Origin of the sequence: Raskinella chloraquaticus (SeqCode) (assembly GCF_021731865.1) — a bacterium.
Taxonomy (GTDB): Bacteria; Pseudomonadota; Alphaproteobacteria; order Rhizobiales; family UBA4765; genus Raskinella; species Raskinella chloraquaticus.
In genome coordinates, this window is record NZ_JAKFWN010000001.1 from 170,690 (window position 1) to 196,869 (window position 26,180).

At 60.2% G+C, this 26,180-nt stretch carries 28 protein-coding genes and 1 tRNA gene; 5 read left to right on the top strand and 24 right to left on the bottom strand.

The window, feature by feature from the left end:
- The first annotated feature begins 11 nt into the window (after positions 1 to 11).
- Entirely contained in the window at positions 12 to 1,169 is a 1,158-nt protein-coding gene (locus tag ACINK1_RS00850) for an amidohydrolase/deacetylase family metallohydrolase (RefSeq protein ID WP_376799845.1), read from the top strand.
- A 2-nt stretch (positions 1,170 to 1,171) separates the two neighbouring features.
- Here ACINK1_RS00850 and ACINK1_RS00855 read toward each other — a convergent pair whose 3' ends face one another.
- From ACINK1_RS00855 to ACINK1_RS00875, 5 genes are all read right to left on the bottom strand, one after another.
- Positions 1,172 to 1,615, bottom strand: coding sequence for a hypothetical protein (locus ACINK1_RS00855; protein WP_376799844.1), 444 nt, complete (start codon positions 1,613 to 1,615; stop codon positions 1,172 to 1,174).
- Between the two features lie 51 nt (positions 1,616 to 1,666).
- Complete coding sequence (locus tag ACINK1_RS00860) at positions 1,667 to 2,923, bottom strand: hypothetical protein (protein WP_395759930.1); 1,257 nt, start codon at positions 2,921 to 2,923, stop codon at positions 1,667 to 1,669.
- 163 nt (positions 2,924 to 3,086) lie between these two features.
- A complete protein-coding gene (locus ACINK1_RS00865) occupies positions 3,087 to 3,341 on the bottom strand; it encodes a hypothetical protein (RefSeq protein ID WP_376799842.1) in 255 nt (84 codons plus the stop codon).
- 111 nt (positions 3,342 to 3,452) lie between these two features.
- Positions 3,453 to 3,644, bottom strand: a complete 192-nt coding sequence (locus tag ACINK1_RS00870; RefSeq protein ID WP_376799841.1) for a CsbD family protein — start codon at positions 3,642 to 3,644, stop codon at positions 3,453 to 3,455.
- A gap of 80 nt (positions 3,645 to 3,724) precedes the next feature.
- The gene (locus ACINK1_RS00875; RefSeq protein WP_376799840.1) at positions 3,725 to 4,786 is read right to left on the bottom strand and encodes a sensor histidine kinase; all 1,062 of its coding nucleotides are present in this window, start codon (positions 4,784 to 4,786) and stop codon (positions 3,725 to 3,727) included.
- A gap of 291 nt (positions 4,787 to 5,077) precedes the next feature.
- Here ACINK1_RS00875 and ACINK1_RS00880 point away from each other — a divergent pair, with 291 nt between their 5' ends.
- The 3 genes from ACINK1_RS00880 to ACINK1_RS00890 all read left to right on the top strand — a co-directional run bounded on the left by ACINK1_RS00880 (position 5,078) and on the right by ACINK1_RS00890 (position 6,800).
- On the top strand, positions 5,078 to 5,416 hold the full coding sequence (locus ACINK1_RS00880; protein ID WP_395759931.1) for a hypothetical protein: 339 nt from the start codon (positions 5,078 to 5,080) through the stop codon (positions 5,414 to 5,416).
- A gap of 3 nt (positions 5,417 to 5,419) precedes the next feature.
- A complete protein-coding gene (locus ACINK1_RS00885) occupies positions 5,420 to 5,821 on the top strand; it encodes a phage holin family protein (protein WP_376799838.1) in 402 nt (133 codons plus the stop codon).
- Positions 5,822 to 5,921: 100 nt separating this feature from the next.
- Positions 5,922 to 6,800, top strand: coding sequence for a transglutaminase family protein (locus ACINK1_RS00890; protein WP_376799837.1), 879 nt, complete (start codon positions 5,922 to 5,924; stop codon positions 6,798 to 6,800).
- A 116-nt stretch (positions 6,801 to 6,916) separates the two neighbouring features.
- On the opposite strand, the gene ACINK1_RS00895 is transcribed toward ACINK1_RS00890, so the two are convergent.
- From ACINK1_RS00895 to ACINK1_RS00905, 3 genes are read right to left on the bottom strand one after another with little or no spacing between them, the layout of a single operon-like run.
- On the bottom strand, positions 6,917 to 8,512 hold the full coding sequence (locus tag ACINK1_RS00895; protein WP_376799836.1) for a sensor histidine kinase: 1,596 nt from the start codon (positions 8,510 to 8,512) through the stop codon (positions 6,917 to 6,919).
- Positions 8,513 to 8,571: 59 nt separating this feature from the next.
- A complete protein-coding gene (locus ACINK1_RS00900) occupies positions 8,572 to 9,186 on the bottom strand; it encodes a sigma-70 family RNA polymerase sigma factor (protein WP_376799835.1) in 615 nt (204 codons plus the stop codon).
- The gene (locus ACINK1_RS00905) at positions 9,176 to 9,448 is read right to left on the bottom strand and encodes a NepR family anti-sigma factor (protein WP_376799834.1); all 273 of its coding nucleotides are present in this window, start codon (positions 9,446 to 9,448) and stop codon (positions 9,176 to 9,178) included. Before ACINK1_RS00905 ends, ACINK1_RS00900 begins: the two co-directional genes overlap by 11 nt.
- Before the next feature lie 109 nt (positions 9,449 to 9,557).
- Here ACINK1_RS00905 and ACINK1_RS00910 point away from each other — a divergent pair, with 109 nt between their 5' ends.
- On the top strand, positions 9,558 to 10,349 hold the full coding sequence (locus tag ACINK1_RS00910) for a response regulator (RefSeq protein WP_376799833.1): 792 nt from the start codon (positions 9,558 to 9,560) through the stop codon (positions 10,347 to 10,349).
- A gap of 83 nt (positions 10,350 to 10,432) precedes the next feature.
- Here ACINK1_RS00910 and ACINK1_RS00915 read toward each other — a convergent pair whose 3' ends face one another.
- From ACINK1_RS00915 to ACINK1_RS00990, 16 genes are all read right to left on the bottom strand, one after another.
- Complete coding sequence (locus ACINK1_RS00915) at positions 10,433 to 10,597, bottom strand: DUF1328 domain-containing protein (protein ID WP_376799832.1); 165 nt, start codon at positions 10,595 to 10,597, stop codon at positions 10,433 to 10,435.
- Positions 10,598 to 10,802: 205 nt separating this feature from the next.
- Positions 10,803 to 11,552, bottom strand: a complete 750-nt coding sequence (locus ACINK1_RS00920) for an aspartate/glutamate racemase family protein (protein ID WP_395759932.1) — start codon at positions 11,550 to 11,552, stop codon at positions 10,803 to 10,805.
- Positions 11,524 to 12,252, bottom strand: a complete 729-nt coding sequence (locus ACINK1_RS00925) for a flavin reductase family protein (protein ID WP_376799830.1) — start codon at positions 12,250 to 12,252, stop codon at positions 11,524 to 11,526. The genes ACINK1_RS00920 and ACINK1_RS00925 overlap by 29 nt, the downstream gene beginning before the upstream one ends.
- A gap of 263 nt (positions 12,253 to 12,515) precedes the next feature.
- Positions 12,516 to 13,481, bottom strand: a complete 966-nt coding sequence (locus ACINK1_RS00930) for an ABC transporter ATP-binding protein (RefSeq protein ID WP_376799829.1) — start codon at positions 13,479 to 13,481, stop codon at positions 12,516 to 12,518.
- The gene (locus ACINK1_RS00935) at positions 13,478 to 14,482 is read right to left on the bottom strand and encodes an ABC transporter ATP-binding protein (protein ID WP_376799828.1); all 1,005 of its coding nucleotides are present in this window, start codon (positions 14,480 to 14,482) and stop codon (positions 13,478 to 13,480) included. Before ACINK1_RS00935 ends, ACINK1_RS00930 begins: the two co-directional genes overlap by 4 nt.
- The gene (locus ACINK1_RS00940) at positions 14,479 to 15,363 is read right to left on the bottom strand and encodes an ABC transporter permease (protein ID WP_376799827.1); all 885 of its coding nucleotides are present in this window, start codon (positions 15,361 to 15,363) and stop codon (positions 14,479 to 14,481) included. Before ACINK1_RS00940 ends, ACINK1_RS00935 begins: the two co-directional genes overlap by 4 nt.
- A 4-nt stretch (positions 15,364 to 15,367) precedes the next feature.
- A complete protein-coding gene (locus tag ACINK1_RS00945; RefSeq protein WP_376799826.1) occupies positions 15,368 to 16,321 on the bottom strand; it encodes an ABC transporter permease in 954 nt (317 codons plus the stop codon).
- Between the two features lie 154 nt (positions 16,322 to 16,475).
- On the bottom strand, positions 16,476 to 18,125 hold the full coding sequence (locus ACINK1_RS00950; protein WP_376799825.1) for an ABC transporter substrate-binding protein: 1,650 nt from the start codon (positions 18,123 to 18,125) through the stop codon (positions 16,476 to 16,478).
- Positions 18,126 to 18,638: 513 nt separating this feature from the next.
- A tRNA-Thr gene (locus tag ACINK1_RS00955) sits at positions 18,639 to 18,713 on the bottom strand.
- A gap of 128 nt (positions 18,714 to 18,841) precedes the next feature.
- Positions 18,842 to 19,591, bottom strand: a complete 750-nt coding sequence (locus ACINK1_RS00960) for an SDR family NAD(P)-dependent oxidoreductase (protein WP_376799824.1) — start codon at positions 19,589 to 19,591, stop codon at positions 18,842 to 18,844.
- A gap of 14 nt (positions 19,592 to 19,605) precedes the next feature.
- Entirely contained in the window at positions 19,606 to 21,336 is a 1,731-nt protein-coding gene (locus ACINK1_RS00965; protein WP_376799823.1) for an iron ABC transporter permease, read from the bottom strand.
- On the bottom strand, positions 21,333 to 22,370 hold the full coding sequence (locus ACINK1_RS00970; protein ID WP_376799822.1) for an ABC transporter substrate-binding protein: 1,038 nt from the start codon (positions 22,368 to 22,370) through the stop codon (positions 21,333 to 21,335). Before ACINK1_RS00970 ends, ACINK1_RS00965 begins: the two co-directional genes overlap by 4 nt.
- A 58-nt stretch (positions 22,371 to 22,428) precedes the next feature.
- The gene (locus ACINK1_RS00975) at positions 22,429 to 23,481 is read right to left on the bottom strand and encodes an ABC transporter ATP-binding protein (protein WP_376799821.1); all 1,053 of its coding nucleotides are present in this window, start codon (positions 23,479 to 23,481) and stop codon (positions 22,429 to 22,431) included.
- Entirely contained in the window at positions 23,478 to 24,161 is a 684-nt protein-coding gene (locus ACINK1_RS00980) for a GntR family transcriptional regulator (RefSeq protein ID WP_376799820.1), read from the bottom strand. Before ACINK1_RS00980 ends, ACINK1_RS00975 begins: the two co-directional genes overlap by 4 nt.
- Before the next feature lie 4 nt (positions 24,162 to 24,165).
- Positions 24,166 to 24,951 (bottom strand): enoyl-CoA hydratase, encoded by a 786-nt coding sequence (locus tag ACINK1_RS00985; protein WP_376799819.1) that lies wholly within the window; start codon positions 24,949 to 24,951, stop codon positions 24,166 to 24,168.
- Positions 24,952 to 24,963: 12 nt separating this feature from the next.
- Positions 24,964 to 26,148 carry a CaiB/BaiF CoA-transferase family protein gene (locus ACINK1_RS00990; protein ID WP_376799986.1) on the bottom strand — a complete coding sequence of 395 codons (1,185 nt, stop codon included), beginning with the start codon at positions 26,146 to 26,148 and terminating at the stop codon, positions 24,964 to 24,966.
- Positions 26,149 to 26,180: the final 32 nt, after the last annotated feature.

The following is a 26,180-nucleotide window of genomic DNA, read 5'->3' on the forward strand; positions in this document are numbered from 1 at the left end:
AGGGACATCCCATGCACGACCTTATCCTCAGCGGCGGACACGTCATCGACCCCAGCCAGAAGCACGACGGCGTGGGCGATGTGGCCTTCACCAATGGCAAGGTCTCGGGCTTTGGCAAGGCCCTCGGCCCGGCCAAAGAGACGCGCTCGATGGCCGGCTATATCGTGACGCCCGGCCTCATCGACATGCACACTCATGTCTATTGGGGCGGCACCTCGCTTGGTATTGATGCCGATGAATTCTGCCGCTCCTCGGGGGTGACAACGAGCGTCGATACCGGCAGCGCCGGGCCGGGAAACTTCATGGGCTTTCGCCGCCATGTGATCGAGACATCGCAGGCACGCATTCTCGCCTATCTCCATGTCAGCCATGCCGGCATCTATGGCTTCGACCACCGGGTGATGGTGGGCGAGAGCCGGGAAATCCTCCATCTCAACCCCATCGATTGCGTGAAGGTGGCGGAGGAGAACCGCGATCTGATTGTGGGCATCAAGGTGCGCGTCGGGCTCCATTCGTCAGGCACGAATGGCGAGGCGGCGCTTGATATCGCGCTGCAGGTGGCGGCTGAAACCGGCCTGCCGCTGATGGCCCATATCGATTATCCGCCGCCAAGCTATGAGCATGTGGTGAACCGGCTTCGCGGCGGCGATATCCTCACGCACGCCTTCCGCCCCTTCCCCAACGCGCCGTGTACCGCGCAGGGGACCGTCAAGCCTGAGGTGAAGGCAGCCCGCGCACGCGGCGTGCTGTTTGACATCGGCCATGGCAAGGGCTCGTTTTCCTTTAAGACCACGCGCGCCATGCTGGCGAACGGCTTTATGCCCGACACCATCTCGTCTGACGTGCACACGCTGTGCATCAACGGGCCGGCCTATGACCTTGTGACCACCATGTCGAAGTTTTTAGTGATGGGGGTGAGCATGTACGAGGTGGTGAAGGCCTCGACGCTCAATGCGGGGCTGGCGCTGCAGCGCACCGAATATGGCTCGCTCAAAGTCGGCTCGCTCGGCGATGCCTCGATCCTCTCGGTGAAGGACGGCAAGTTTGATTATGAGGATGTCACCGGCGAGCACATGACGGGCGACAAAAAGATCATTGCCGAGGGCGTGGTGCTGAAGGGCAGATGGTGGCACCCGAAGCGGAGCCGGAAATTCGCGGTGGTGGGGTGAGACTAAAATAGGGTTCCTATCCATTTAAAAAATGGAAATTTGAACTGAATGGCGCTGGCTACCAACCAAGTAACGATAAGGCGTCGCCCCCATTTAACTAATGCCTCTCCATCCTTTGGACCTTGCTTCTTAAGGTACTCCGCTGCCCCTTTGCCCATCCCCTGAAAATATTCACTTATCGCTTTACGCCCGCCCTTCACAAACGGCGATGACCATTTTCCAGCCGCGAGCATCGCTTCCGCGATGCGTTTGAACACATTGTTGACGCTTTCAAGAGCGTCATACGCAAGTAAATTTCCACCAACTTCGATCGGATCGTAAGGTGTTTTCTTCTGATAATCTTGTTTTGCAATTTCGTTGATGGCATCAGGAATTTCACTGTGAATGAATTCTTGACTTTCTTTGTCCCGGAGCTGTTCCTCCGCTTCTTTCAGAAGCGCCGGCACGGCAACGATCTGTTCCGGCGTCAGACGATCTTTTTCAGCATTGCGCTTGAATTATCGCCAGTCAGGAAACTGGCGCATCGTTCGGTCAAATTGCAACGTCAGCGCATGGTAGCGCACCGCAAGAATGTCCGGCCATTCCTCTGAAACTTTGGACGCATAGCCAAACAACATCGCCTCATTATGCGCGATTGAATGCATCTCTAAATTGGTTGGCGGTGAGGCTGGGATGCGTTCGCCAATGCGGCGCAAATAGGCGATTGCCCGCCGATCAATATTGGCTTCGGACTCAGCATCATCCGCCAATTCGTTCAAACTCTGTTTGAGTGCTTCCAGTGCGTCTGACAGTTTGGTCTCAACGATATCAGCGGGTGCCAAAGAAGACGGCAGCTGGAGCTTACCGTCCTGCCATATCGGCTCGAGCGACGCCGGTTTCTGCGGTGGTATCTCGATTATCGTGTCTTCCGGTGGCGGCTTCTTTTGCTTGCCGAGTTCCTCCTCCCTTGCCGCCGCGACGATGCGCTTCATCTCGGCATTGACGCGGGCAGGGTCCTTCCAGAATTCATCGGGGATCAGCGCGATGTCGTGCCAGACCGCAAGCGCCTTTTTGCGCGTGAGGCCAAAGAGCGAGGGACCGCGCGACGGCGTTCCCTGCAACACGCCGGGGAAGGCTTTGCCGTTCCATGTCCCTCCGCCATACCAATCGGCCCAGATGTCGAAGTCATCGCCCATGCCGCGGAGGTCTTGCGCGAACTTGGACCATTCGGCGCTGATCTCTGACGGCATGCCGTCCGGCCACAACGTGGAGAGGGTGCGCGCGCGACGCGGCCCGGCCTTCCCGTCCAGCGCCGCGAGATCAATAGCAAAGGCGGCGGCGGAAAAGGAGGCGGCGGCGGAGGCGTAGGCGGCGTAGGCGGAGGCGGCGGAGGCGTAGGCGGCGGAGGCGTAGGCGGCGTAGGCGGAGGCGGCGGCGGAGGCGTAGGCGTAGGCGGAGGCGGCGGCGGAAAAGGAGGCGGCGGCGCGAAAACGCTCTCTTTCACTGGTTGGCGCAAGAGAAGCAACCAGTGAAAGAGCATTGCATCTCAGAACGCCTAAAAGATGACGCGCCCCTTCACTTTGTGGTGATGCCCCTCGTTCGCTTGCCGGGACAAATGATCGCAACAGGGGCACAACCCTGAGCGCCGCCCGCCCAGCGAGCAGAATGCAATCCTCGCGGCTGCGGCCTTTCAGCCGTGTTTCGAACCAGGCTCGCCGCTCCTCATGGTTTCCCGTAACCGGAAAATCCTCCGCGCCTTTTGCTGCCTTCGCCATTCCCTGCCCCCGGCACTTCTCTGCCTGAAGCATGAAAGCGCGGCAACCCTCTCCTCTCCCCAGCCAAGAGAAGGGGACGGCGACGCCGCCGGATGAGGGGCGGGGCGGCACACATGTTGAGGCTGAAGGTTGGCGCCGGCTGAAGGTGCCGTCAGTGCTGCGGTCACCTCGAGAGCGATGCGCTTGCCAGTTTGCGGTCAGCCGCTGGCGCGCGCCACACACAGGTCACATGACGCGACAGGGACGACAATTGAATGACGAACGTTCGAGATCCGTGGAGCGGACCGGCAGATGGCAGACGATCCGCAGTTTTCACGCGAACCGCTTCAGGCGGCGCCATCAACCATGATGTGGAGAGGAAGGCGCCGCCGAACACCAGCGTCAGCGACAGGACAGAACCAATCAGCAGAACCCGCATTGTCGTCAGCCTCCGTGATGAAATCGGTTGAACCTGCCCGGAAGGTCACGCTCACCGAGGTGACGGGCGGGAATGGACGCGCGCAGTCTCGCCCACCCTCGCGCGTCACATTCAGGCGTTGTCGACGAGCTTCTTCACCACGTCCTTGGCATCGCCCACGGCCTTCTGGGTCTTGCCCTTGCTTTCCTGCATGGCGCCTTCGACCTCAAGCCTCGGGTTGCCAATCATCTCTCCGGTGGCCTGCTTGATCTTGCCGGCAGCTTCGTTGGCAACACCTTTTGCCTTGTCCATCGTGCTTCCCATGATCTCTCTCCTGTTGTCTGGCGCGGGATCAGACCCGCTGTTTCAACAACCGGTGAGGACGCAACATGTTCCTGAAACGCTCATGAGAATGTGAGGAACGACGCCGGCTCGTTGTCGAATTCCGCCGCACCCGTCGGGCGGAAACGAAGCGTTGACAGCGTGCCCTGAGGCAGCGCCGCGCTCATGGTGAAGGTGCCGTTCAATTGCATGGCAAACAGCTTGATCAGTTGCAGGCCGACGCTTTCTGCCTCATCCAGCGAGAAATGCGCCGGCAGACCGACGCCATCATCCCGGACGCTGATTTCAGCACTCCCGTTGGCTGCATCAGCCCGCAAACGGACCGTCAACCTGCCCGAGCGGCTGTCTGGAAATCCATGCTCGAGCGCGTTGTTGATACATTCGGCGATCACCAGCCCGGTCGGCAGAAACTCGTCCTGTGACAGCAAAATCGTGTCACCCGCCACATCGATATCAACTGCTTGTCCCTGGCCGCCAACCTCCACGCAACGGGAGGCGAGATCGCGAACAAATTGCGCATCAAGCTGACCGCCGCTTCGTGACGGCTCAAGAAACAGACGATTGATGCTGGCAATGGTGCCGATGCGCTGCGCTGCCTCGACCAGAGCGCGGTGCGCATTTGTGTCGCCAATCGCGCGTGCCTGCAGGTTGAGCAATGCCGAGACCGCATTGAGATTATTGCCGATGCGGTGCTGCAGCTCGACAAACAGGGCATCACGCTGCGAGAGCGCGGCGATCGCCTCATTGCGGGCGCCGGCAAGTTCCGTCTGGGCGGCCACCATGCGGTCGATCACCAGGATGTCGACCCCGACCACGACGAGATAGAAGATCAGCGCAAGCATTGTCGTGCTGTCGGTAGCAAACGACCAATGAGGGGGCAGGAAGAAATACCAGGAGGCAAGGCCAGATAGAACAGCGCAAAAAATTCCCGCGCGCGTTCCCATGAAAAATGTCGAGAGCACGACTGCGGGAAAGAACGTTATGTAAGGAAAGCCGTCCGGCAGGACGCCATCGAGAGCGACGCGACTTGCAAGCGCTGCAGCAAACAGGGCAAAACTGGCGAGAACGCCAAAAAGCGGATCGCTTCTCCACCGGCCGGAGAGAGAAGCCACCGATTGCGCCATTACTCTCATGAGTACGTTTCTACCACAATTTCCATGACAGTGCCGGCAAGGCTCCTGCTTCATAATCCTCGTATCGCCAGACTGAAGCACAAGGCTCAGCAATATGATTTGACGCGCGTCAGGACAACAAACCCGAGGTGCGAATAATGATTGGGCATGCGTGAATTACGCGCAACACGCGATCTTGTTCCAGGAACATTTGACGCTGCCCGGCGTTGTTGCTGGAAAGGGCGTCAGTTTCTCTATTTTTCAGACAGCGCGCCCTTTGTCACACAAATGGGAGATATGAGCATGAATGGTATTTCGGCTGTTTCAGAAGATATGCTCAACGCAGTTTCCTCGGCTTCCAAGAGCGTCAAGGATGCGGCAAGTTCGGCAGCAAAAGCTGTCAGCAAGGACGCGTCGTGCCTGAGCGATACGGTCGGCCGGGAGGCCTCCGAGGTTGCTGACAAGGTCAGCGCGCACCTCAAGGATATTGGCGTTGATACCGGCGTGATGGCCAACGCCGCCAAGGAGCAGGTGAGCGAACTCCAGCGCCTGATTGGTGAGGAATTGCGCGCACGCCCGCTGCGCGCTCTGGGCATCGCCGCGGTGCTCGGGGTGTTCGTCGGCCTCATCTCGGCGCGCTAGGTCATGTGGCAGTCATTGCTACTTCTGGCGGCAAGCGAGGCGTCGGGCCTGGTCCGCCGCACCGTGCGGGCAGCCCTTTGCTATGGCGTGGCGATTATGTCCGTCCTCTTCGGTGTGGGATTTGCTCTTGTTGCGTTGAGAAACTGGCTCGCTCTCGCCTATCCCGATATCAATGCCGATCTGCTGATTGCAGCTGCAATGGCTGTCATCGCCGGCATGGCCTATGCGGGCGGTGTTGCCCTCCAGCACTATCGCCAGCGCCGCGAAACCCTGCGTGCGGCATCTCTTATCGCTGCGCCCGTCATCGCGGGTGCCGTCAGAAAGATGCCGCTGGCATCGGCCGCCTTGATCCTGGTTGCGGCGGTTGGCCTGTTCGCCGGCCGCGCCATCGCCAATGGAAAATAGGTGCCGCGGCGGCGTCGGGCGCCTTGCATCGGCGCGCGCAACAGACAATGCGATCGACAGCGGCAATCTTATCGAGATCAGGGATTAGACAGGCGCCTCCATGAAAATTGCCTATGGCTATGACATCGAGATCGAATGCGCCAATGAAACGCCCGTCATCGCCCTTGTGGATATTCATCCAACGCGGCGAGGGGATATTTGCCGCAACGATATTCCGGTCATCCGCTCACTGTCTTTTCCCGATCGCGATATCTCAAGCGAGCTTTACCAGGACAAGTTCGGCAATCTGTGTCGTCGGTTCGTCGCCCCTGCAGGGCGCCTCTCGCTGTGCGCATCCGGGCTGATTTCAGATAGCGGAATGCCGGATGGCTGCGACACGGACGCGGCTATGGTGCGCATCGAGGATCTGCCGAGCGATGTGCTTGAGTTCACATTGGGCAGCCGCTACTGCGAAACCGATATTTTGAGCGAACAAGCCTGGGCACGCTTCGGTCGTCCTGATCTTGGCTGGTGGACGGTGCAGGCCATATGCGATTACGTCCATGATCACATCACGTTTGACTATCTCCAGGCGCGCAGTACGCGATCGGCTGCGGAGGGCTTGCGTGAGCGCATCGGCGTGTGTCGTGATTTCGCCCATCTGGCGATCACGCTATGCCGTTGTCTCAATATTCCTGCCCGCTACTGCACCGGCTATCTCGGCGACATAGGGGTCCCTGCCGACCCCAATCCCATGGATTTCAGCGCCTGGTTTGAGGCCTATCTCGATGGACGCTGGTGGACGTTTGATGCACGGCACAACCAGCCGCGCATCGGCAGGATCGTTATCGCCCGCGGTCGTGATGCAACCGATGTACCAATCCTCAATTCCTACGGACCGCACGTGCTGCGGCGCTTCGACATTCTCACCCAGGAGATGGCCAGCAATGCCGACGTCCCTCCCTCTCCGCTCATGAATACGTTTGTTCAGTTAAGTTGAGGCGGGATCGGCAGGGCCTGCCTGCATCAGCTGATCGGTACCCGATCATCATGCTGTCGATGACGCCGAGTGTGGTGGTCTTCGGCAAACGCTCAGCACGTTTTGTCCGCGTCGCATCAACAGTGAAAACGCAAACGGATCACCCCGCCCGGCGCGGTTGGCACAATTTCGCCCTGCAACTGGCCGGCCAAACCTTTCAGGATCCGCGATGGCTGCTGGCTGTCTGGCAGCGTGCCATCGATCACCGCCTGCAATTCCACGCGACCATCTTCCATCGCTTCAAGCGAGATCGAGACTGATTGCGTGTCCGCTCCCTTGAATCCGGTCATGATGGCATCGACCAGCACCAGCCCCAAAGGGATGGCCCGGTCCACAGCAAGGCCTGCGTCACTCGTGATTTTAGCTTCGATCGACCGGCCGCTCTCGTTAAGGGCGCTGGCAAGTGTCAAAATGATTTCTTCCGTAAACGGTTTCAGCGGCACCGGCTGCATGTGGTTATCCGTCAGCGCCAATCGGTAGGCAACGGAGAGGACCAGCACCTTGGCCTCCATCTCGGCCAGGCTGGTGTCGGTACGGCTGCCCTGCTGCCGGCGCGACAGCGACATGTAGCTCTGAATAACCTGCAGGCTGTTTTTCAGGCGATGATGAAGCTCCCGGTTGAGAAAGCGGTTGGACGCCAGGGACTGGCTGAGGGCGCTTTCGCGCTTGATCGATTCATCGATCATGTCGTTAAAAGCCAGCGCCACCGATCTGATATCGGCCGGCATCTTTTCACCAACCGGCGCAAGTTCAGCCTTGCCGTGGGCGCGGGCACGCGCCGCCTGCTCGATACCCGAAATCCATCTGGTGATGCCGGTTCGAACAAAATGGGCATAGCTTGCAAACAGAGCCGCAAGCATCAGCACGGGGAGAGAGACAAGCATCACGAAGCGAAACCACGCATCGGCGCGCGGCTTATCGTCGAAGCGAGCGAGAATATAGAGGTCGGAATTGGAGATGGCTTCGGTGGTGTAATTGTATTCTTTTCCGTCCTGAGCGGAGGCACGCCAATGCGCCGATCCAGCCACAATGTTTTCGGCTTGCGGCAGCCATGACATGTCCTCCTCCCTCGCACCTCGCACCGCCATGGGTATGAGCCCCGGGCTCATCAGCGCGACAATCATCGACTTTCCCGAACCAAGTTCAAAAAAGCGATCGAGCAAGGACGGATCGACGAATGTCACTGATTCCCATTGGCTGCCGTTTTCCAGCACCGACCGTTCATAGACCGCCAGATGGCGTTCATTGCCTGCCCGCACCGGCCCGTAATCGGCTTCAACTTCAAGCGGGCTGAACGGCAATCTGACGTGGGGTTTTTCCCGGTATTCAGCCAACACCCGCAACGCCAGATCCTGGGTGATTGACGCGGTCCGCGAGGAAAAACACGACCGGCCATCAGCGTTGTTGATGGCGATGGCATTATAGCCTTCCATTTTATACAGCAATTGCGCCGCAACCGCGTAGCAGTCGATTGCGCCACCCGGTTGCGCCTGGATCGATTCGGTCAGGATAAAGACTGTCCGCAACACGCTGGTGACCCAGACGTCGGTTCGCACCGCAAAATCGGAAACTGCCTGGCCGCGCTCGTTTTCGATGCTTGTCAGAATCGACTGATAATTTCCGAATGCAAAAACAACGCTGAGACCGGCAATCGGAATCACAATCAGAATCATCAACGCCAACAGGCGTGCGCGGACGGTCATTAATCCCAGGCGTGTCAGCATCGGCGCGGCTAGGGCGTTGCGGAGCGATTGATGACAGCCAGGACAGACTTGTCAGCGGGCATATCGTCCACACCCGACATGCCAAGCAATTCAGCCAGCTTCACGCGCGCCCGATTGACGCGGCTTTTCACCGTTCCAATCGCAATACCGCAGATCTCCGCCGTCTCTTGGTAGCTCATGCCGGACGCGCCAACCATGATCAGCACTTCGCGCTGTTCTTCTGGCAGCTTGGCCAGCGCCACCCGGAAATCGGCGAGATCGAGGCTTCCCTCCTGTCCGCCGGAGACTGCGACATTCTGCGAGAACATCCCGTCGGTGTCCTGCACTTCGCGACCACGCTTGCGGTAGGCGGAGAAATAGGTGTTGCGCAGGATCGTGAACAGCCACGCTCTGATGCTGGTGCCTTCATGAAAGCTGGCGGCATGGCTCCAGGCCTTCAGGAGCGTGTCCTGGACCAGATCATCGGCCAGCTGGATAGAGCCGCTCAGGGACGCGGCGAAAACACGAAGCCGCGGGATTTCGGAGATCAGAAGCTCGCGGAAAGCCTTTCCGGCGGAATAAGCAGTCTTCTCGCAAGGCGCTGCTATCGACGCCGTTACCAGGACGATTGCATCACTGGTCATTGCTCTGCTCCTTGGCTTCCAGCTCAGCCAGAAGGGCCAGGAATCGATCGGGGATCGGCGCGCTCACCAGATCGTCGAAATGAGCTTTCAAACCGCGACCGATTGCATCCTGGACTTTGGGGTCCAGCGTTCCGGTCCGATGATCGTCGCCGAAGGCTGTCGATGTGTGCATTGATGAATCTTTTTCTTTGTCAGACATCATTTCAAGGTCCCGAAGAACAGCATCTGCAAAAATAATCAGCGCTCTCTTTACCTCATTCAATTCGCCAACGCACCAAATGCTCCCGGGTTCCACTTAAATTTAAAAATAAATTTCTTGCCAAAACGTATGAAGTCGCGATGCTCAACGCTACATCAGACGAGGTGTTTTTATGTCGATATCCAAGGAAATAGCCGCTCATCTTCCGTATCTTAGGCGGTTTGCGCGAGCGCTCAGCGGGTCGCAGCAAAGCGGCGACGCCTATGTTGTGGCAACACTTGAAGCGTTGATCGCCGACCCCACCATCTTCCCGCGCGACATGCCAGGCCGTCATGCCCTCTATCGCGTCTTTCTGGCGCTGTGGTCGACCACCAGCCAGCGCTCCCTTCCCGTTCCAGACGTTGACCGGCAGACGAGTGCCGAGCGCAATCTTGAAACGTTGACGCCGCGCCCACGACAGGCATTCCTTCTTTGCGCAGTTGAAGGGTTTTCCATCGATGAGGTCGCGCGCATCCTGTCCACCTCACGAGAGGACGCATCAGCCCTTATCCACAAGGCAGGCCAGGAAATCGCCGATCAGGTTGCGACCGATGTGCTGATCATCGAAGACGAGCCGATCATCGCCCTTGATATCGAGGCGCTGGTGGGAGATCTGGGCCACCGCGTTGTCGGTATTGCCCGCACTCATCGCGAGGCCGTCATCCTGGTCGCCAGCAAGACCCCGGGGTTGGTGCTTGCCGATATTCAACTTGCCGATGGCAGTTCGGGGCTGGACGCCGTCAACGAAATTCTCACTGCGGTCAACGTTCCGGTGATTTTCATCACCGCCTATCCTGAACGCCTGTTGACCGGTGACAAGCCCGAACCTGCTTTTCTCATCACCAAACCATTTCAGCCGGACGCGGTGAAGGCGGCGATCAGTCAGGCGCTGTTCTTTGACAGGAAAGCCCTGCAACCTGCCTGAGCAGGTAAAGCGCGCTGGCCTGCCGGCCTGCCTCTCGCCGCATCAAAAAATTACCCTTCGGCTCTCCATAGCCCGGATCGCCGTCAGGCTCTCCGTAGCAGCCCGGCGATCGCCGAAATGGCGAAGGCAATGAGGGCGACAACGAAGACGATCTGCGCAGCCGATACAGCGGTGCCGGCAAGGCCGCCGAAGCCGAGCGCAGCAGCGATCAGAGCGACGATAAGAAAGATAATGGCCCATTGGAACATGACTGCCTCCTAGAATGATGTGTGACAGGGAAGGAACGTCATTGTGTGCTGATTGTTCCAGGCGCGTGACAGGGTGGGTGGTGCCCATCCTGACGCTGAAGCCGCGTGAACTGCGCTGATGTGCCGGGCTCGGACGTTGATCTGTTGGCGATGGCGGCACGGTTTGAGAAGGAGCCACCCTCCCACTCCCGCGCTCCGCCCTGCGTCACATAAAGGACGCGCGAAACGCGGCAGCGCTTGGGCTCGTCCGGGCTTTCCGGCCGGCCAGTTGATCCACACTGATGGCCTCAATGGTGATCCGCGCCATCGCCTCTATGCAATCAATCAGCGGCACGCCCACCCGTGATGCCAGCGTCCCGGCGATCCCCGCAAGCCCGGCGCCGCCTAGAATGACGCGCTCCGCGCCATCGCCCGCGCATGCCGATATCTCTCCTGCGAGCGCATCCAGTGCACGGTCCGGATCGCGGGCGATCTCCCCACCGGTCATTGCCGTCGCCTTGATCGAGGCAAGACGGGCGGTGAGCCCGATGGATGCCACGAACTCCTCGAGCATCGGCACCCAGGCCGCGCCTCCGGTGACAATGGAAAACCGGCCCGCTGACCGCGATGCAAGGTGGCACGACGCCTCGGCCATACCAATCACCGGGACCGCCGATATCTCGCGCAACGCGGCCAGCGCCGGATCGCCGAAACAGGCGAGCATCACGGCATCAAGCGGCGTGCTGCAATGTCCGGCCAAGGCATCGAGCGCCGCATGCCCTCCAACAGCAAAGCTTGGCCGCGACGTGATATAGGGCGAACCAAACCGGCCGGTAACGCCCACAAGCTCGGTGCCCATTGGCAGAAACGATTGCGCCGCTTTCACCACCCGCGCGGTAATGTCCTGCGTCATGTTCGGGTTGATCACGAGGATGCGCATATGCGGCTTATCGTCCGGTTTTGGGCGGGGGCGCATTTCGCCCGGCGATACGCCCCTCGCGCCATTGTTCGACAGACATGGTCGGCAGATCAAAATAATCGCGCGTTGACGCGTAACCCTGCCCACCCATCCGGCCAATGGCATCCAGCGCCACAGGATCGACGTGATGGTTGGCGGGGTCAACCGTATCGGCATGAAAATGCGCAAAAACCACTTCGCCCAAGATGATCTCGCGTGAAGAGCCGATGCTCAGCGTCGTGTGATGGCGGCATTCAAATGCTGCGGGCGCCTCGCCAATCCACGGGCTTTGCACCTTCACGCCCGTCATCGCAGTCAGGCCGGCCTCGCGAAGTTCGTCGATGTCGGGACCAAAAGGCACGGCGCAAACGTTCATCGCCGCCAGAATGGTGTCCGATACGATGTTTACGGTAAAGACCTGGCTCTCGCGCACATTGCGACCGGTATCCTTCTGCGCGCCGGTCGGGCGATACTCGACGCCCAGAGCAAGGATGGCCGGGTCCGCCGACAGGCAATTGAAAAAGCTGAACGGTGCGGCGTTGACGACACCCTCCTTCGAGATCGTGGTCACCAGCGCGATGGGGCGCGGAACAACGGCACCGATCAGCAGCTTGTAGCGCTCGCGCGGGGTCAGTTTAGCGAAGTCGAAGGTGGTGATGCCGGTCGCTTCATCCGGTCTGGCAGCGTCCAGCGCAGGTGGGTGTGAAGTCAGGTTCATGGCCGGGCTGCTTCCTCTTTTCAGGTATAGAACGCGAGGAGTTCGCGAAATTCCGTGGCGCCGCGCGGCGCAGCATGGTTCGATCCTTGTTCCGGTTCTTTGCCCTGGTCAGGCTGCGGAGCCTTACTGCCATGGCACAACTAGAAAATCTACAAAACCGCTTGCTTCATTAATTTGCAGACAATGCGATGCGTCGATGATTTGAACCCCGTCAAGCACGCTCTTTAAAGCCGCAACAGGAGCCATTGAACAGGCAGACGCGACTACTGTTGCGCGAGGATACAACGCACCTGCCTCTGTGCCCCGACTGCGACATTCGGCGGCGGCTGGCTGGCGCATGTTTCGCGCGCCACCGGGCAGCGGGGCGCAAAGGAACACGCTGTGGGCCTGCTCTCCAGCGAAGGCGGCGCGCCAGAGATCGCATTGAGGCGCGCGCCCTTGACCGCGCCGTGGAGGTTCGCGGCCAGCAGCCCCTTGGTGTAGGGATGGCGGGCATCGCGGATGATATCATGCACGGTGCCCGTTTCGATGATCTCGCCCGCATACATCACCGCGACCCGGTCCGAGACCTCGACGACAACACCGATATCATGCGTGACGAAAATCATGCCCATGCCGAACTGGCGCTGCAGATCACGCAGCAGCAGCAGGATCTGGATCTGCACGGTCGCATCGAGCGCGGTGGTCGGCTCATCGGCCAGGAGCAGTTTGGGACGACACGCCAATGCCAGCGCAATCATGGCGCGCTGGCGCATCCCGCCGGACATTTCATGCGGATAAGCCCTCAGCCGACGCTCAGGTGAGGGCATCTGCACGCTTTTGAACATATCGAGCGCCCGCGCCATGGCTTCTGAGCGTGAGCAGCCTTCATGACGCATCACCGTTTCCGCGATCTGATCACCGATGCGATAAACAGGATCAAGCGCCAGCATCGGGTCCTGAAAGACCATCGAGACCGTACGTCCGCGATGATCCGCCAGCGCGCGCCCTTGCAGCGCCAGCACATCCTGACCATCAACGCGCAGCGTGCCGCCGATCTCGGTCCGGTTCTCCGGCAGAAGGCGCAGCAAGGTTTTCAGCGTCACGCTTTTGCCCGAACCGCTCTCGCCCAGAATACCCAGCGTTTCTCCTGATTGGAGCGTGAGGCTTACGCCGTTCACCGCGTGCACTGTGCGCTCGCCATGAAAGCGCACCGTCAGGTTTTCCATGTCGAGCAGGGGCGCGCTCATGCCTCCACCCCCCGGTTGCGATGGTTCGATCCGGGAATATGAATATGGCAGGCCACCTGATGCCCCTCGCCCGGCAGCCCGAAGAGACCAGGCTCAACCGCCGCGCAGATCGTGTCCGCATGCTTGCATCGCGTATGAAACCGGCACCCGGCGGGCGGATTGATCGGGTTGGGCGGATCGCCCGTCAGAGGGGCCTCCATCGTGCGCCGATCCGGGTCCATCGAGGGCATCGCCGACAGAAGCGCCGCAGTATAGGGATGCGCCGGCGCGGAATAGATCGCCTCCACCGTGCCGATCTCGGCCACTTGCCCGAGATACATCACCATCACCCGGTCGCTCATATGCCGCACGACATTGAGGTCATGCGAGATGAACACATAGGTGAGGCCCAGCTCCGCCTTGAGATCGGCCAGCAGGTTGAGAACCTGCGCTTCCACCGATTTGTCGAGCGCGGAAACAGATTCATCGAGCACGACGATTTTCGGTGAAAAGGCCAGCGCCCGCGCAATATTGACACGCTGGCGCTGCCCGCCGGAGAGTTCATGGGGATAACGGCCGGCGAAGCGGCGCGGCTCGAGCCCCACACGCTCCAGCAGCTCATGCGCCAGCCGGGCCGCCTGCTGCGGGCTCATCCCGTTCACCTTGGGGCCAAAGGCGATCGCATCTTCCATCGTCAGGCGCGGATTGAGCGACGCGTAGCTGTCCTGAAACACCATCTGGATCTGGCGACGCAATTCGCGCGCGGAGATATGCTTGCCCAGCAATTTGCCACCAAGCGTGATGGTGCCCGCATCGGGGGAGATGAGATCGACAATCAGCCGGGCGGTGGTGGATTTCCCGCACCCGCTTTCACCGACGATCCCCAGCGTTTCACCTTCAGCAAGATCGAAGCTGACATTGTCCACAGCACGAACCACGCCGCGCGATGAGCCCAGGAGCCCACCCTTGAGGCGGAAATGCTTCACCAGATTCTGGGCGGAGAAGAGCGGCGCGGGGATCATGATTTGAGATCCATCGCCGAGCGCAACCCGTCCGAGAACAGGTTGAATGAAATCGAGGTGCAGAAAATCATCAGGCCTGGGAGCGCTGCCACCCAGGGCTGCACGTAGATGGCATTGCGCAAGGTATTGAGCATCAGGCCCCATTCGGGCTCCGGCGGCTTGACGCCCAGCCCGAGGAAGGAAAGCCCGGAGGCGAGGATCAGCGAGACGGAGATCAACCCCGTCGCATACACAAAAATCGGACCAAGCACATTGCCCAGCACATGCACGCGCACGATGGTCATGGATGAAGCGCCCGAAGCGCGGGCCGCTTCGATGTATTCGAGTTTGCGCACGCCGGTGGTGACGCTTTCAGCAATGCGGGCAATGGGGGGAATAAACACAATCGAGAGCGAAAGCAGCCCGTTAAAAATGCCGGCCCCCAGCGCACCCGAGAGCGCGATTGCCAGCAAAACCGAGGGGAAAGCGAAGAACACATCGACGGTGCGCATCAGGAGGCTGTTCACCTTCCCACCGACGAAGCCGGCCGTGATCCCGATGAACGCGCCGAAAAAGAAGGCGATGAAGACGGGAGTGACGCCCATCAGCAGGGACAGGCGAGCCCCGTAGATGAGGCGCGACAGCATATCCCGGCCAAGTTCGTCGGTTCCCAGCGGGAATCCGGCTGTGCCGATCGGCCGCAGACGGCGGAGCAATTGTCCGCGATAGGGATCATTGGGCGCGATGTAGGGGGCAAAAAGGGCCATCAGCACCAGCGCCAGGATGACGAGGAGCGCGAACATCGCGACGGGGTCACGCCGCAGCCTGCCAATCACTCCGGACCAATAGCCGGGAGAAACCTCAAAGGGTGCTGAATTTTGCGATGCGGAGAGGCTGCTCATGATGTCAGGTCCGCTGCACGCGCGGATCGAGCATGGTTTGAACCACGTCCACGATCAGATTGAGCGCCACGAAAAACAGCGCCAGGATGAGGATCGTGCCTTGCAGCAACGGCAAATCACGCTGAAAGATCGCCTGCCCGAGCAGAAAGCCGGTTCCCGGCCAGGAAAAAACGGTCTCGATCAGGATCGATCCACCCAGCAGATAACCCAGTTGAAGTCCCATCACTGCGAGCGCCGTGGGCGCCGCGTTTTTCACGACGTGTCGGAAAACACCAAAATCCAGCAGACCCTTGGCCCGCTGGCCGACAATGAACTCCTGGCTGAGAATATCAGCCACCAGAGCCCGTACTGTCCGCGCAACAATCCCCATCGGGATCACGGACATGGTGATCGCGGGTAGGATGAGATGGCGCACATGCAACCAATTCCAGGCCCAGTCAGCCGATCCGCCCGGCCCGGCGCCAGTGGCGGGCAACCAGTTGAGCTGAACGGAAAAAATGATCACCAGCACCATGCCCAGCCAGTAATGCGGCACCGAAACCCCGATGATCGAAATGAATGAGGCCAGCCTGTCCACCCAGCCGCCGCGGAAATACCCGGCAACAAAGCCGAATAATCCGCCGAGCAGAAAGCCGATGAGCGTCGCGAGAACCGCCAGCATCAAGGTGTTGCCCAGCGCCTTGGATAATTCCAGAGCCACGGGCCTGCCAGTGGCAATGGAGACACCCAGATCACCCTGCACTGTCTTTGCCAGCCAGATGAAATACTGCACGGGCAGTGGCTTGTCGAAGCCGTAGAGCCGTCGCATCTCGGCTTGAAGCTGCGCCGAGGCGTCGGGCGGGAGAACCGAAGTCAGCGGGTCTCCCGGCGCGATATGCACGAGCATGAAGCATACAACACTGACGCCAAACGCCACCGGCAGGGTGTAGAGCAGCCGCTTGGCAATATACATCAACATGCAAAGCAACTTTCAACAAGGCAGGTTGGATCAGGGTGCCGGATCGGAAAACTGATCATGGGCCCGCAGGATGCCGCTTCGGTCCGAACGCCGCAGCGATTTTTCCAACCGCACTGGAGACCCCGCCGGACTGGTGCCGGCGGGGCGAGAGAGATCACTCGACCGACATCGGCGCGATATCGATGAACCAGCTCTTGGGTTGAACAACGCCTGTCACTTTTGCACTCATGGCGCGCGGGCCGGCATCATGGGCCACCCAGATGAACGGCGCTTCCTCGACAATACGCTTGTGCAAGGCGGCAAGCGCCGTATCGCGATCCTTGGCATCGAAGGTCGAGCGCGCCTTGGAGATCAGCCCGTCGAACTCGTCATTGCCGAAATAGCCCCAATTGTTCGAGACCGGCGGGAAGGTTTTCGTGGAGGTGAAGCGGACCATCGCGAAGAAAGGGTCCATGGTCGCGAAGGTGACGTTGATCGCGTTGGCGCCACGGGCCTTCGGGTCTTTTGCTCCTTCACGCCAGTTGGTGAAAACCGCATTCCACTCGATGACATCCAGTTCGACATCGAAGAAGCAGTCCTTCAGCGATTGCTGGAGGAACTCGTTCATCGGCACCGGCTGCATCTGGCCGGAGCCGGAAGCCGAGGTGAGCACTTTCACCTTCATGGGCTTGGCGGCCGAATATCCGGCTTCCGTCATCAGCTTTTTGGCTGCGGCGGCGTCATATTTGATGTCGAAGGTCGGGTTTCCCCACCAAGGATGGCTCGGATCAACGGAGCCTTTCGGCACGCCCATCATACCACCCAGAAGCGTCTTTAGTTCGTCGCGGTTGATGCACAGGTTGGCGGCATGGCGCGTGCGCTTGTCGAGCCAGGGAGACCCCTCGACGAATGAAAGCTGCCAGGGCCAGACATGCGGCTGCGGGTTTGAGTAAATCTTGAAGCCGCCACTCGTGATACGCGGCATCGCGTCTGGTGCCGGCGATTCAATCCAGTCGACCTGATTGGAAAGCAGCGCGGCGGTGCGGGCGTTTGCATCCGCCAGCGGCAGCAGCACGACGCGGTCGATCTTGGGCGTGCGCTTGGGATCCCAATATCCCTTGTTGGCGACCATTTCGAAACGCTCGCGCGGCTGGAGGCGAACCCCCTTGAACGGACCAGTGCCCGAAGGTTCGGCTGCAAAGGCTAACCAGGCCTGCTTGCCTCGCTCTGCGGCATCGCTCACGGAGGCCGGGACTGCGGCAAGCTTCGCTGCCCAATGGGCCGGAGAGGCCATGAACAGGTTTGTCAGATTGATGGGGAGGAAGCTGTCGGGCTCGGAGGTCGTCAGTTCCACCGTCAGATCATCGATCTTGCGCGCCGTACGCAGTGTCGGCATGCGCGAGACGGTGACGCCAACCTGGCTGGCGTCAAAATGGGCGGCTTCCTTCTTCAGAACCTTCTCGACATTCCACACGACAGCATCCGCAGTGAAGGCGGAACCATCATGGAACTTCACACCGGGGCGGAGCTTGAATATCCATTTTGTCTTGTCGGCGGCATCCACCGCCCATTCCGTTGCGAGACCCGGAATGACCACGCTCGCCTTGTCGGCTGACGACAGATCCCAATGCGTCAGCGCATCATACATCGGGATGCCGGTGAAGCGATTCCCTTCAAAGCCCTGATCCGGCTGGCCATGGGTACGCGGAATATCTGCCGCCGTCATGCCGATCCGCAGCACTTTCTCCTGCGCCGAAACTCCTCCGAGCATCGCCCCCAAGGCGATGCCCGCCAAAAGACTGCGACTGAGAACAGATGTCTTCATTTTCTTATTCCCCTCCATTTTCCGATACCCCTCCGCTGTTATGGCGTCTGCCAGACTGCTTTCAGGGCAACTAGCATGCCAGTTGGTTTTCCCGTCGATTGATCCTTATCAACGCTACTCTTGGCGGGGCAAGAAAGCGAGTATTGGCATTCCGCGTCATATTTTTAGACACTTCTCTATTTTGAGCAGATCAAACTTGCAGGCGATACGCCTAAAAACGAGGCGAACGCACAAATTTTAACACGGCCACACAAACGGAAACGTCTCAGAAAGCGCCCAGTCCCGCGCCCTGTTGCGACGTCCATCATCGCCATCCGCCGGATGATCTCGCGGCTGGTCTTGCAGTAGCGGAAGATGAACGGACTGCTCATACCCAGAAGACTACCGCCATAGGCTCAAACGACAAGCCGGTTTTCCTCTGGCAGTGCTGCGAGCGGGGCATTTACTGAAGCGCCGGATATCGCCGCGGTTTTTTGACAAACACGAAAAATAACGAGGTCGGCGGTGCGTGGCTGGTGCTGCTGGACAGGATTGAACTGTCGACCTCTCCATTACCAATGGAGTGCTCTACCACTGAGCTACAGCAGCCTGCAAATGGCCAAAACCAAATCTGGCGAAACACTTATAACGAATCGTTATCACCCGAAAGCCGGTGACAATCAATCGGCGCCGTTCCTGCCATAAGCAGGCTGCGCAGGCAAGCGCGAGGGCGCCGTTCAACCACCGAGATAAACCCCGCCATTGGCATGGAGCACCTGGCCGGTTACGTAGCGCCCGCCGGGGCCGGCAAGGAAGCGGCAGATGGCGGCGATATCGTCGGGCACGCCGCGCCGGCCGAGCAGCGTTGACTGCGTGGCGTGATGGCGCGGCTGCTGATGGCCGGTCGACGCGCCGCGCACCGTGTCCATCAGGCCGGGCGAGACGTTGTTGACGGTAATCGCATGAGGCCCAAGGTCATGAGCGAGTGCCCGGGTCAAGCCGACGAGACCAGCCTTGGCGGTAACCACATGAGGTCTGTCGGCGGCCCCCGTATGCGCCGTCAGCCCGCCGATATTGATGATAGTGCCGGCCCCGCTCGCTTTCAGCGCCGGCAGGGCGGCCTGCACACAGTGAAAGGCGCCATCGAGGCAGATCGCCAGAACGGTTTTCCAGGTGGCAAAATCAAGCGTGTCAAAGGCGCGCTCACCGCGCACCGCAGCATTGTTGACGACAATATCGAGCCTGCCGAAGCGGGCAAGCGTGGCAGCGATCATGGCATCGACGGCGGCACGGTCGGTGACGTCGGCCATCGCCACCATGGCGCGGTCACTGCCGATTTCGTCTGCCACCGCCTCGACCTCATCGCGGCTGGCGCGGGTGTTGACGATGATGCTGGCTCCGCCCGCCGCCAGGCTGAGCGCAATCGCCCGGCCGATATTGCGACCGGCTCCGGTGACGAGGGCTACCTTGCCGTCAAGTTCCTGCATGTGCGTGTCCCTTTCTAGCCGACGGCACGGCGCGGATCAGCGCCAACACCGGCAATCCAGTTGGCGAAACCGATGATGGCGAAGGTGAGGAGCAGCATCGTCACGCCGATGATGGCGATGGCGCCCAGATCACCGCTTTCGTTGAGATCGAAGATCACCACCGACAACACCTTGGTGTTTTGCGAGGAGAGAATGACGGCAGCCGACAGCTCACGCACAACGCCGATGAAGATCAGGCACCAGCCGGCGATGACGCCGCTTTTGAGCAGCGGCGCGGTAATGCGGCGCAACGTCCCCAGGCGCGTGGCGCCAAGAATGCGCGAGGCCTCCTCCAGCTCCGGATGGAGACCGCGAAAGGAGGCACGCATCTGCTGATAGGCGACTGGCAGCTCGATGGTGAGAAAGGCAAAGAAGAGGATCCACAACGTGCCGTAGAGCACGAGCGGGCCGCGCGTATAAGCAAGGAAGAGACCAACGCCCAGAACGATGCCGGGAATGGCGAGTGGAGCGCTCACCAGCGCTTCCAGCAGACGCCCCGTCCTGCCGCCCTGGCGGGCGACCCTATAGGCGATGAGGAGCGCGAGGATGGTGCCGGCACTGGCGGTTCCCAGCGCCAGAACGAAGGTATTGGCGAAAGCCCGCCGGGTCTGGGAAAATTCAATGAAGACGAAATTGACGTGGGCCAACGTCAGGTTGGCAAGATCGAGCGGGCCAGCGGGCACGCGCGAAAAGGCCGCCTTCAGCAACGCGCCATAGGGCAGGAAAAGCGGCAGCGCCAGAACCATCATGACCAGGGCAAAGGCCGGCCAGCGCCAGATACCAAGCGCCATGAGGCGCGCCTCCCCGCTCTTGCCGCCCACCACCGCATAGCCGCGCCGGCCGAGCAGACGGCTTTGCATGAACAAAAGAAGCATGGTGACAAGCAGCAACGGCAGGGCGGCGGCGGCGGCGACTTCCGGTTTCGGGGGAAACTGGAAGAGGGAATAGATTTTGGTCGTGATGGTATGAAAGCCTGCCGGAATGGCCAGGATGGCGGGTGAGCCGAAGAGGGTCATCGCCTGGAGGAAAGCGACGAGCGCGCCGGCCAGCAAAGCCGGCAGTGCGAGTGGCAGCGTGATCGCGCGCACGACCCGCCAGCGGCTGGCGCCAAGAATGCCGGCGGCGTCCTCAAGATCGGCTGGAATGCGATCAAGCGCGTTCGACAGCACGACGAACACATAGGGCGCGGTGTAGCAGGTGACGACAAAAACGAGGCCTGAGAAGGTATAGATATCAAACAGGGCTTCAGTGCCCCCGCTCATCTCGCGCCACAGGCGATTAAGGATGCCGCTATTGGGGGCAGCCAGGATTTCCCAGGAGATGGCGCCAAGAAAAGGCGGAGTAACGAAGCTGGCGGTGAGGAGCGCGCGGACGATCCGCCGCCCCGGCAGATTGGTGCGCGAGACCAGCCAGGCCAGAGGTGCCGCGCTTATCGCCGCGAAAACCGCCACCAGTCCGGCAAGGCTGAACGTGGTGATCAGCGGATCCAGCAAATCGGGATCGCTGACAAGATCGCCGAAATTGGCAAGCGTCGGCATGCCTTTCGCATTCGTGAAGGCAAACACCGCCAGCCACAACAGAGGCAGCCCGACGAGCGCCGACAAAAAAAGAACAATCGCGCCAAGCACGCCGGCGGAGAGGTCAATCCCCGCCGGATGCCGGCCATCCGCCGTCGCAAACGATTTCAGCGCCGGCGTTGCTGTCATGTTTTGAAGTAGCGCAAATAGCGCTTCTTGATATCACCCACCTGGCTGTCGACGCTGACCGGATCATCCTTCATCAGCTTGATCTCGGACAGTGGCTTGCGCCCCTGCGGCTCCTTGATGTCGGGGCGCAGCGAGCGCAATCCCCCCTTGTCGACGATCAGCTGCTGCGCCTCGAGCGTGAAACTCCACGCGTGGAAGAGGCGCGCGGCATTGGGATGCTGGGCGCTTTTCATGACACCCGTCGGGCCGATGACAAGAGGCGTTCCTTCGCTGGGATAAACGACCTCGATCGGGGCGCCACGCTCCTTTTCCAGAAAGACGTTGTACTCATTGCCATCGATCATGACGGGACGCTCGCCGGCAACCACCTTGCGCGGCGGATCGGTCGATGACTGGACCTGCATCACCTGCTGCGCGGCAAGCTTTTCAAAATAGGACCAGCCGAGATCACGCGCCATCTGGAAGGTGGCGGTGAGGATGGTGCCGGAATAGCCGGGATGGGCCTTGACCAGTTTTCCCTGCCATTTGGGTTCAAGCAGGTCGGCAAAGCTCTTGGGCGCGTCCTTCGCCTCGACCAGATTGGTGTTATAGGCGATCACGCTCAGGCTCGATCGCATGGCGGCGAAATAGCCTTCCGGGTCGAAGCTGCCTGCCGGATAGATTTTCTGGACTTCGTCGGGCAGGGCGGAAGCCAGCCAGCCCTCGCGCTTCCAGAAAATGAAATGGGCGGCATCCGAGCTGTTGACGATATCGACGTTGTAGATCTTGCTCGAATATTCCTGGCCGATTTTCGAGAATTGCCGCTCGGCGCCATTGCGTTCAACGACCACGTCGATACCAGGATATTTTTTCTCGAAAGCCTTCGCCAATTCCTCGGCGACCTTCACTTCGATCGAGGTGTAATAAACGACCTTGCCTTCCTTGCGGGCTGCCTCCTCAAGCTCGGGCGTGATCTTATATGTCGGGGTTTGTGCCTGCGCTGCCATGGTCATGACAATCAGCAGGGCCAATGATCGGCATATTCCGTTGATCATAGAGTTCCTCCCTTTTTTAGTCTGTTTTATTTTCGTACGTCTTGTCGTTCCAACCTCGTCATAACGTCACCGGACGGCAGCGCTGCGGGTCGAAGCGAACCCACACCGCGCCGCTCTCAGGAATGCGCAGATCGGGCGTGGTGGACGCCCGCAATGTCGTACCATTGGCAAGGACCAGCGAGAGATCGCGCGTTGCGCCAAGGAAAGTATGGCGGGTGACACGGGCCTGCACCGTGTTGACGCCCTCTTCAGCGCGGATATCAAGCTCGTGAAAGCGGATGGAAAACGCTCCCCTCGCATCTTTCGTAAACAACGGTTCGGCGCAGCGCACGACGCCAGCACCGATATCGAGATGGATATCATCGAGCGCTTTACCGCTCAGCACGTTGGCGCCACCCAGAAAGTTCGCGACGAAGCCGGAACGCGGGCGCGAGTAGATGTCTTCTGGCGAGCCGATCTGTTCGATACGCCCGCCATTCATGACGACGATGATGTCGGCAGCCGTCATCGCTTCGGCCTGGTCATGAGTGACGTAGACTGTCGTGTAGCGGAACTCGTCATGGAGGCGGCGCACCTCGAAACGCATTTCCTCACGCAACGCCGCATCGAGATTGGAGAGCGGCTCGTCGAGCAACAGGATTTCCGGATCAACCACCAGGGCGCGCGCCAGTGCCACGCGCTGCTGCTGGCCACCCGACAATTCGCCGGGATAGCGCTCAGCGAGGTGGTCCAGCTTGACAGCCGACAGCATCCTGCCAACGGCAGCGCCGATCTGCGCCTTGTCGATTTTTCGTAACGTCAGACCAAAGGCGACGTTTTCAAAAATTGTCATATGGGGCCATAGCGCATAGGACTGGAAGATCATCGACATGCCGCGCCGCTCGGGCGCCAGCACGTTTCCCGGTCGCGACAGAATATTGCCGCCCACGCTGATGGTGCCTGTGCTGGGCTCGACGAAGCCGGCAATCAGCCGCAAGGTTGTGGTCTTGCCGCAGCCCGACGGGCCCAGCAGGCACACCAGAGCGCCGCGCTCGACTGCAAGATCGATGGAATCGAGGACTGTTGTCGAACCATAATGCTTGCTGACACGTTCGAGGAGGAGGTGGCTCATGCGACGACCCGCTCCTCACGGTGGCCGGTGCGCCGGCGGGCGCCAGCCGCCACATGAGCCTTGAGTGCTGCGGATGCGGCGGCCGGATCGCGTGCGGCCAAAGCCTCGACGATGGCGCGGTGTTCGGTATTGGACACCGACAGGCCACCACCTCGCAGCAGACCGTTGCGGCGGATGGTGTGCAGTTCGTTGGTGAGGCGCTGGTATATCTCGATCAAACGACCATTGCCGGTCATCTCGAAAATGCGGCGATGGAAGGTAAGATTCAACGGAAAGTAGCGGTGAAAATCCGCCGGGTCGAGATAGGTTTCCATTTCATCGACGCGAGCGCGAAGCTCAGTGATTTCCTCGTCGCTGATGCGTGGCGCCAGGAGCGCACCAGCAAGACCTTCCAACGCCTCGCGCACGACATACATTTCCCGCGCCTCGGCCTCGCTCACGACACGCACGAAGGCGCCCCGATTTTTTTCGATCCTGACAAGTCCCGCCGCCTCAAGAGCACGCAGCGCCTCGCGCACGGAGGAGCGCCCTACTCCCAGACGTTCGGCGATTTTGACTTCCTTGATCTGCTCGCCTGAATCAAGGTCGCCGGCAAGAATGAGACGCATCACCTCCGCCTCCACCAGGCTCGAGAGTGAAGCCGTGCGGACCAGGGCGATGGCAGCCGGCGTGTCGATCACGAGGTCAACTCCCGGTGAATTCAGGCTTGCGCTTTTCCATGAACGCCTTGCGGCCCTCGCGATAATCGGCGCTGGCAAAACACGCCGCCACCATGCGATCGCAAAGCGCGATATCCTGCTCAGCCGGATCTTTGAGGATTTCGATGCTCGCCTGTTTCAGTGTCGCAATCGTCAGCGGCGCGTTGTCGGCGATCATGCCGGCGGTCGCCATGACGGTTTCCTCAAGCTTGTCGTCAGCCACCACCTGATTGACAAGCTGCAGGCGGAACGCCTCCTCGCTTGAAAACTGACGGGCGGTGAAGAAGATTTCCTTGGTTGCCACCGGGCCGATGGTCTCGATGTAACGGCGCAGCCCATTATAACCATAGCCGAGGCCCAGTTTGGCGGCTGGCAGGGCGAATTTTGATTTCTCAGTGGCAAACCGCATATCGCAGCACACTGCGAGATTGAGACCGCCACCGATGCAGAAACCGCGGATCATGGCGATCGTCGGTTTCGGCATGCGGTAGATGCGGGTGTACACGCGGTCGACGAGGGCGTTATAGCTTTTCACCGCTTCCTCGCCGGCGCGCTCACTTTCAAACTTCGAAATGTCCGCCCCTGAAACGAACGCCTTGCCGCCGGCGCCCGTCAGTACGATCACACGAACTGAAGGATCGGTGACGAAATCGTCGAGGATCTTCTCGGCTGCTTCCCACATGTCGAAGGAGACGGCATTGTGTTTTTCAGGGTTGTTGAAGGTCATGATGGCGACCTTCCCCTCTTTGCGCGACAGCATTTTATCAGTCATCGTCTGGGTCCCTCAAATGGTTCCGGCAGCACGCAAGGCTGCGATCTCGTCGGCGCCGAGGCCGATCTCGTGTAAAATTTCGTCCGTTTCGCCACCACAGTCCGGCGGCGCACGATCAAGATGGCTTGGGGTCCGGCTGAGGCGTACCGGCTGGGCCATCAGCCTCATATCGCCATCCGCCACTTTGGCAGCGATGCCGAGATGGTGCACCTGCGGGTCGTCGAACATTTCGTCGATGCGATAGATCGGGCCGCAGGGAACCCCCGCTGCATTCAATCGCTCGACCCAGGTGCTGGTGGGTGCGGTGAGGAAAACAGCTTCAAGTTCGCGATTAAGCGCGTCGCGATTGTCCGAGCGCAACACCATCGTCTTGTACTCATCTCGCGCCAGCAGGCTTTCGGCATCAAGCGCTTTGGCGCAACGCTCCCAGATCGACTGTCCGGTGGTCGCCAGATTGAGGAAGCCGTCGCTCGTCCTGAAGACGCCGGTCGGGATGCTGGTCGGGTGGTTATTGCCGGCCTGCCTGGCGACTTCGCCCTTCACCAGAAAGCGCGCCGCCTGAAAATCGAGCATGAAGGCCTGCGCCTGCAGCAGCGAGGTCTGTACCCATTGCCCTTCGCCCGACACGTCCCGCTCCAGCAGGGCGGTCAGAATGCCCAGCGCGCAGAAGAGGCCGGCCGTCAGATCCGCCAGCGGAATGCCAACCCGCACCGGACCATCGCCCGGCAGGCCGGTGATCGACATCAGGCCGCCCATGCCCTGGGCAATCTGGTCGAAGCCCGGACGCTTGGCATAGGGGCCATCCTGGCCGAAGCCCGATATGCTGGCGTAGATGAGGCGCGGATTGATCACCTTCAGATCGTCATAGGCAATGCCGAGACGATGCTTCACGTCCGGGCGGAAATTTTCGACGATCACATCGGCACCCGCCACCATGCGCTTCAACAAGGCGATGCCATCGGGCGATTTCAGATCAAGCGTCATCGAGCGCTTGTTGCGGTGCAGATTCATGAAATCCGGGCCCTCGCGCGGACCGCCCAGTGCTTCGCCTTCATCCAGATGCGGTGGCATCTCGATCTTGATGACGTCAGCCCCCCAATCAGCGAGCTGGCGCACACAAGTCGGGCCGGAGCGCACCCGCGTCAGGTCGAGCACGCGAAATCTCTTGAGAGCAGCAGAAGCCTGCGGCGCCGGCATGGTCATCCCCCAAAGATCAGACGTTGGCCGCC

What these genes read in the sequence shown, in the direction of transcription:
- ACINK1_RS00930 (WP_376799829.1), bottom strand. Translation starts at nt 13,481, where the DNA reads ATGAGCGCGCCCCTGCTCGACATGGAAAACCTGACGGTGCGCTTTCAT.
- ACINK1_RS00925 (WP_376799830.1), bottom strand. Translation starts at nt 12,252, where the DNA reads ATGAACCTGACTTCACACCCACCTGCGCTGGACGCTGCCAGACCGGAT.
- ACINK1_RS00945 (WP_376799826.1), bottom strand. Translation starts at nt 16,321, where the DNA reads ATGTTGATGTATATTGCCAAGCGGCTGCTCTACACCCTGCCGGTGGCG.
- ACINK1_RS00890 (WP_376799837.1), top strand. Translation starts at nt 5,922, where the DNA reads ATGAAAATTGCCTATGGCTATGACATCGAGATCGAATGCGCCAATGAA.
- ACINK1_RS00970 (WP_376799822.1), bottom strand. Translation starts at nt 22,370, where the DNA reads ATGATCAACGGAATATGCCGATCATTGGCCCTGCTGATTGTCATGACC.
- ACINK1_RS00860 (WP_395759930.1), bottom strand. Translation starts at nt 2,923, where the DNA reads ATGGCGAAGGCAGCAAAAGGCGCGGAGGATTTTCCGGTTACGGGAAAC.
- ACINK1_RS00850 (WP_376799845.1), top strand. Translation starts at nt 12, where the DNA reads ATGCACGACCTTATCCTCAGCGGCGGACACGTCATCGACCCCAGCCAG.
- ACINK1_RS00940 (WP_376799827.1), bottom strand. Translation starts at nt 15,363, where the DNA reads ATGAGCAGCCTCTCCGCATCGCAAAATTCAGCACCCTTTGAGGTTTCT.
- ACINK1_RS00895 (WP_376799836.1), bottom strand. Translation starts at nt 8,512, where the DNA reads ATGATTCTGATTGTGATTCCGATTGCCGGTCTCAGCGTTGTTTTTGCA.
- ACINK1_RS00865 (WP_376799842.1), bottom strand. Translation starts at nt 3,341, where the DNA reads ATGCGGGTTCTGCTGATTGGTTCTGTCCTGTCGCTGACGCTGGTGTTC.
- ACINK1_RS00870 (WP_376799841.1), bottom strand. Translation starts at nt 3,644, where the DNA reads ATGGGAAGCACGATGGACAAGGCAAAAGGTGTTGCCAACGAAGCTGCC.
- ACINK1_RS00965 (WP_376799823.1), bottom strand. Translation starts at nt 21,336, where the DNA reads ATGACAGCAACGCCGGCGCTGAAATCGTTTGCGACGGCGGATGGCCGG.
- ACINK1_RS00960 (WP_376799824.1), bottom strand. Translation starts at nt 19,591, where the DNA reads ATGCAGGAACTTGACGGCAAGGTAGCCCTCGTCACCGGAGCCGGTCGC.
- ACINK1_RS00915 (WP_376799832.1), bottom strand. Translation starts at nt 10,597, where the DNA reads ATGTTCCAATGGGCCATTATCTTTCTTATCGTCGCTCTGATCGCTGCT.
- ACINK1_RS00880 (WP_395759931.1), top strand. Translation starts at nt 5,078, where the DNA reads ATGAATGGTATTTCGGCTGTTTCAGAAGATATGCTCAACGCAGTTTCC.
- ACINK1_RS00920 (WP_395759932.1), bottom strand. Translation starts at nt 11,552, where the DNA reads ATGCGCCCCCGCCCAAAACCGGACGATAAGCCGCATATGCGCATCCTC.
- ACINK1_RS00985 (WP_376799819.1), bottom strand. Translation starts at nt 24,951, where the DNA reads ATGACTGATAAAATGCTGTCGCGCAAAGAGGGGAAGGTCGCCATCATG.
- ACINK1_RS00990 (WP_376799986.1), bottom strand. Translation starts at nt 26,148, where the DNA reads ATGCCGGCGCCGCAGGCTTCTGCTGCTCTCAAGAGATTTCGCGTGCTC.
- ACINK1_RS00975 (WP_376799821.1), bottom strand. Translation starts at nt 23,481, where the DNA reads ATGAGCCACCTCCTCCTCGAACGTGTCAGCAAGCATTATGGTTCGACA.
- ACINK1_RS00875 (WP_376799840.1), bottom strand. Translation starts at nt 4,786, where the DNA reads ATGGCGCAATCGGTGGCTTCTCTCTCCGGCCGGTGGAGAAGCGATCCG.
- ACINK1_RS00950 (WP_376799825.1), bottom strand. Translation starts at nt 18,125, where the DNA reads ATGAAGACATCTGTTCTCAGTCGCAGTCTTTTGGCGGGCATCGCCTTG.
- ACINK1_RS00910 (WP_376799833.1), top strand. Translation starts at nt 9,558, where the DNA reads ATGTCGATATCCAAGGAAATAGCCGCTCATCTTCCGTATCTTAGGCGG.
- ACINK1_RS00885 (WP_376799838.1), top strand. Translation starts at nt 5,420, where the DNA reads ATGTGGCAGTCATTGCTACTTCTGGCGGCAAGCGAGGCGTCGGGCCTG.
- ACINK1_RS00900 (WP_376799835.1), bottom strand. Translation starts at nt 9,186, where the DNA reads ATGACCAGTGATGCAATCGTCCTGGTAACGGCGTCGATAGCAGCGCCT.
- ACINK1_RS00935 (WP_376799828.1), bottom strand. Translation starts at nt 14,482, where the DNA reads ATGATCCCCGCGCCGCTCTTCTCCGCCCAGAATCTGGTGAAGCATTTC.